Below are 5,088 nucleotides of genomic sequence, written 5' to 3' on the forward strand. Positions count from 1 at the left end.
CGGGGGGCCGGGGTCTTCACGGGTGGGCCTTGTCTGCTGCGGGTAGTAGGGCTGGGCCGCTTCTACCGCCTGGGTGGCGTCCTCGGGGAGTGGTGGTTCGGGCGGGTCGAGGGGCGCGATGGTCCGGGCGGGAGCGTCGTCCCGCCGGCGACCCTTGCTGCGGCGCGGAATGACCCGCATCGTCACCTCCCCGGCTTCATGATCCCTCAGTCTTGCAGGAGCGGACGCCGTCGCGCATCGGGGCCTGACCGGAAGACCGTCGCGGGGCGTCCGTTGCTCACCGTGCCCCGTTCCCGGGATTTCAAAGCGCGAAAAAGCCCGGCCCCGGACGAACCGGGGCCGGGCCTGCGGAGACCGCGTGTCAGTCGATGCGCCAGGTGTCGCCGCTGCCCAGCAGGGCGGCGAGGTCGCCCTCGCCCTGGCGCTCGACGGCCTCGTCGAGCTGGGCCCGCATCAGCTCGTCGTAGGACGGGCGGTCCACGTCGCGGAAGATGCCGATCGGGGTGTGCTCGAACGCCGGCTGGTCCAGGCGCGACAGCGCGAACGCCATCGACGGGTCCGGATTGTGGGCGTCGTGCACGGCGATTTCGGACGGGTCGACGTCCGCCACCTTCACGACCTCGAAGGAGCCGGACGGCGAGCGGCGCAGCGCCTTGCCGCGGTCGGCGCCGAAGATGATCGGCTCGCCGTGCTCCAGCCGGACCGTGACATCGTCGCGGACGGACGCGTCCTTCAAAGGCTCGAACGCGTTGTCGTTGAAGATGTTGCAGTTCTGGTAGATCTCGACGAGCGCCGTGCCGCGGTGCTGCGCCGCGGCCCGCAGCACCGACTGGAGGTGCTTGCGGTCGGAGTCGATCGTCCGGGCGACGAAGGTGCCCTCCGCGCCGATCGCGAGCGACAGCGGGTTGAACGGCGCGTCCAGCGAACCCATCGGCGTCGACTTGGTGATCTTGCCGATCTCGGACGTCGGCGAGTACTGGCCCTTCGTCAGCCCGTAGATCCGGTTGTTGAACAGCAGGATCTTCAGGTTGACGTTGCGGCGCAGCGCGTGGATCAGGTGGTTGCCGCCGATCGAGAGGGCGTCGCCGTCGCCCGTCACGACCCAGACGGACAGGTCGGGGCGGGACGTGGCGAGGCCCGTCGCGATCGCGGGCGCGCGGCCGTGGATCGAGTGGAACCCGTAGGTGTTCATGTAGTACGGGAACCGCGACGAGCAGCCGATGCCGGAGATGAACGCGATGTTCTCGCGGCGCAGGCCGAGCTCGGGCAGGAAGGACTGGACGGCCGCGAGGATCGCGTAGTCACCGCATCCGGGGCACCAGCGCACCTCCTGGTCGGTCTTGAAGTCCTTCGCGGACTGCTTCACGTCGGTCTTCGGGACCAGCGAGAGCAGCGTCTTGCCGTTCCCGTTGATGGACCCGTTTCCGGTGTCTCCGTTGTCACTCACTGTCGATCACATCCTGGATGACGCCCTGCAGCTCTTCGGCCTTGAACGGCAGGCCGCGGACCTGGTTGTAGCCGATCACGTCGACGAGGTACCGGCCGCGCAGCAGCAGCGCGAGCTGGCCGAGGTTGATCTCCGGGACGACGACCTTGTCGTAGGAGCGCAGCACCTCGGGCAGGTTGGCAGGGAACGGGTTGAGGTGGCGGAGGTGCGCCTGGGCGACGTGCTGCCCCGACGCGCGGACCCGGCGGACGCCCGCGGAGATCGCGCCGTACGTCCCGCCCCAGCCCAGCACGAGGACGCGGGCCTTGCCGGACGGGTCGTCCACCGCCAGCGGGGCGATGTCGTTCGCGATCCCGTCGACCTTGGCCTGCCGGAGCCTGACCATGCGGTCGTGGTTGGCGGGGTCGTAGGAGATGTTGCCGGACCCGTCGGCCTTCTCCAGCCCGCCGATCCGGTGCTCCAGACCCTCGGTGCCGGGGATGGCCCACGGGCGCGCGAGCGTGTCGGGGTCGCGCTGGAACGGCTGGAACTCCTCGCCGGAGGAGGAGGGCGCCGCGAAGTTCGGCTCGATCTTCGGGAGGGACGCGACGTCCGGCAGCCGCCACGGCTCGGAGCCGTTGGCTAGGTAGCCGTCGGAGAGCAGGATGACCGGGGTGCGGTACTTCACCGCGATCCGGGCCGCCTCCAGCGCCGCGTCGAAGCAGTCCGACGGGGACTGCGGCGCGATCACCGGGACGGGCGCCTCGCCGTTGCGGCCGTACATGGCCTGCATGAGGTCGGCCTGCTCGGTCTTGGTCGGCATCCCCGTGGACGGGCCGGCCCGCTGCACGTCGATGACCAGCAGCGGAAGCTCGGTCGCGACGCCGAGGGCGATCGTCTCGCTCTTCAGCGCGATCCCGGGCCCGGACGTCGTGGTGACGCCGAGGGACCCGCCGAACGAGGCGCCGAGCGCGGCCCCGACCGCGGCGATCTCGTCCTCGGCCTGGAACGTCCGCACGCCGAACTTCTTGTGCTTGGAGATCTCGTGCAGGATGTCGGACGCCGGGGTGATCGGGTACGAGCCGAGGAAGATCGGCAGCCCGCTCTGCACGCCCGCGGCGACCAGCCCGTACGCGAGGGCGAGGTTGCCGGTGATGTTGCGGTACAGGCCCGGCGCGTGCTCGGCCGGCTTGATCTCGTACTGCACCGAGAACGCCTCGGTGGTCTCGCCGTAGGACCAGCCCGCCTGGAAGGCCGCGATGTTCGCCTTCATGATCTCGGGCTTGCTGGCGAACTTCTTCTCAAGGAAGGAGATCGTCCCCTCGGTGGGACGGTGATACAGCCAGGACAGAAGGCCGAGCGCGAACATGTTCTTGGCGCGCTCCGCGTCCTTCTTCGAGATGTCGAAGTCGGTGAGGGCGGTGACGGTCATCGAGGTGAGCGGCAGCGCGTGCACCCGGTACTCGGCGAGCGTGTCGTCCTCGACGGGGTTCGTCTCGTAACCGACCTTGGCGAGGTTGCGCTTGGTGAACTCGTCGGTGTTGACGATCAGATCCGCCCCGCGGGGGAGGTCCCCGAGGTTGGCCTTGAGGGCGGCAGGGTTCATCGCGACCAGGACGTTGGGCGCGTCGCCCGGGGTCAGGATGTCGTGGTCGGCGAAGTGGAGTTGGAAGCTGGACACGCCGGGGAGCGTCCCGGCGGGGGCACGAATCTCGGCCGGGAAGTTCGGCAACGTCGACAGGTCGTTGCCGAAAGCCGCGGTCTCCTGGGTGAAGCGGTCGCCGGTCAACTGCATGCCGTCGCCGGAGTCTCCGGCGAAACGGATGATGACACGGTCGAGCTGCTGGACCTGTTTGGTCACAGAGGAAGACCTCCTCGACGCGCAGCATCCGTCCTGGGGGAGGCGCCCAGGATCGTGACGCTACTTAGGATTACCTTCATGGTACGTCCGGGATGGGATGGTGTTTTCGGGAACGTGCTGCTTGCCGGGACGGCCGCGGCTCGGGTGGGCCCGCGTCGTCCGGTTCTCGGCGGCCGCCGGTCAGGGGAGGCATCGACCGCGGCCGCCACGCCGCCCGCCATGTGACGTCCCGCTCCCAGGGAGGTCCGTGGCCCCGTTATAGAAGACGTATCACTTCGGCACGGGGTTCACGAGGCTCTCCCGGATTCGGGCAGGTCCTATCGGGTGGTACGACCTGGACGGGCGCCCGAGTTCATCCCGAACACAGGCAGCTGCGCTGCCGGCACAGGTCGACGTGCAGCCGTCTGACCAGCCGTCGCGCTGAATACGTCGAGGAGCCGCGGCTCCCTCGGAGCGTGGGGTTCACGTCCCGAAGTGTAGACAGCCGCGACCGGGCGCGGCTGAGGCGCCCCCGCCCCGGACTGCGTCGCCGGTTGGCTACCGCGCCGGTTTCGGCCCTCTGCTAATGCGTGGCTTCGGCGTCCGCTACGGCGTGGCCGTCGGCCCTGGAGTCGCCGGAGTCGCCGGAGTCGTCGGGTTCGGCGCCGGGTTCATGACGGCGCGGCGTTCGCGGTCGACCAGGGCGAGCAGCTTCTGGACGCCGTCCGGGGCCACCGCCTCCCCCACCACGTGCGCCGTCGCCGCGTACGGGTACGAGCCGGGGCGGTCGAGCGCGGCGCGCACCCACCTGCCCCAGAGCCCGCCGGTCACGGTGCAGCGCAGCGTCAGCGCCCGGTCGGCCGGGACCTGCGCGGACACCGTGCACGTGCCGAGCGGCCTGCCCCGGGAGTTGAGCGCCGCCCGCAGCGCCGCCCGCGCGCCGTCCGGCACCGTGGCCTGCGGCGATGTCAGCGTGGCCGGGACGCTGACGGTGCAGCCGTTGGTGTTCAGGTCGCAGTTGCTGAACGTCAGCGTCCCGGGCCGGAAGCGCAGCGACGGGTCGGCGGCGCCGCCGAGCGCGGCGACGCGCGGCCTGAGCTCGGTGAACAGCCTCGCGGGCGCGGCCAGCGGGGTGGCGGTGAACCACGGCGCGTTCTTGCCGACCGCGCGCACGGACACCAGGTGGTGCGGCGCCGCCTTGGCCACCAGGTACTCGGCGGTCCTTGTCTTGATCTTGTAGGTGGGGACGCCGTTCACGTTCTCCGTGGGCGTCTTCGGCGTCGTCCTGGCGAGGGCCTGGGCGATGGACTTCGGGCCGAGGACGTCCGGGACGTCGAAACCCGGGATGGACGCCGGGGCCTTGGACCACCGTCCCGCGTAGTACTCCGGGTGGCGGGCCTCACCTGCGTAATCGCGCCAGAACGTCGTCCCGGCCTTGATGTAGGTGACGCCGTCGACCGCGACGACGTCCGCCTTCAGCACGCCCGCCATCAGGGTTCCGGTCGCCGCGCCTGCGGGAGTGACGCGCAGACTCGCCTGGACGGGCCTGCCGCCCACCGTCATGGCCCCGTCGTAGCGGATGCCCTTCCCGGACGTGAGCCACTGTCCCGCCTTCAGCGACCACGCGGGTGGCCCTATTGGAGCGGTCGTTTTGCCCGGCTTTTCGGGCCCGTCCTCGCCGCGCGCGAACACGACGGCCAGCACCACGCTGACCAGCACCACCGCCGCCGCCACGCCCGCCGCGAGGATCAGCCGCCGCTGCTGCCGCAGCCGGTCCGGGTCCGGCGGAAAGGGCCGGAAGGGTGCCGAGGCGGGCGGGGGC

General features: G+C 70.6%; 4 protein-coding genes. All 4 read right to left on the reverse strand.

Going from position 1 to position 5,088, the window contains the following annotated elements; genetic code table 11:
* A partial coding sequence (locus tag E1264_RS39885; RefSeq protein WP_207936857.1) for a hypothetical protein occupies window positions 1–180 on the reverse strand: 180 nt, incomplete at its 3' end.
* A 181-nt stretch (window positions 181–361) separates the two neighbouring features.
* Window positions 362–1,447, reverse strand: coding sequence for a 2-oxoacid:ferredoxin oxidoreductase subunit beta (locus E1264_RS39890; RefSeq protein ID WP_207936859.1), 1,086 nt, complete (start codon window positions 1,445–1,447; stop codon window positions 362–364).
* On the reverse strand, window positions 1,440–3,287 hold the full coding sequence (locus E1264_RS39895; RefSeq protein ID WP_132182322.1) for a 2-oxoacid:acceptor oxidoreductase subunit alpha: 1,848 nt from the start codon (window positions 3,285–3,287) through the stop codon (window positions 1,440–1,442). The genes E1264_RS39890 and E1264_RS39895 overlap by 8 nt, the downstream gene beginning before the upstream one ends.
* A gap of 585 nt (window positions 3,288–3,872) precedes the next feature.
* The coding region (locus E1264_RS44210) for a hypothetical protein (RefSeq protein ID WP_165964623.1) at window positions 3,873–5,088 on the reverse strand (1,216 nt) is incomplete at its 5' end.

It is taken from the genome of Actinomadura sp. KC216, assembly GCF_004348535.1.
Lineage (GTDB): Bacteria > Actinomycetota > Actinomycetes > Streptosporangiales > Streptosporangiaceae > Spirillospora.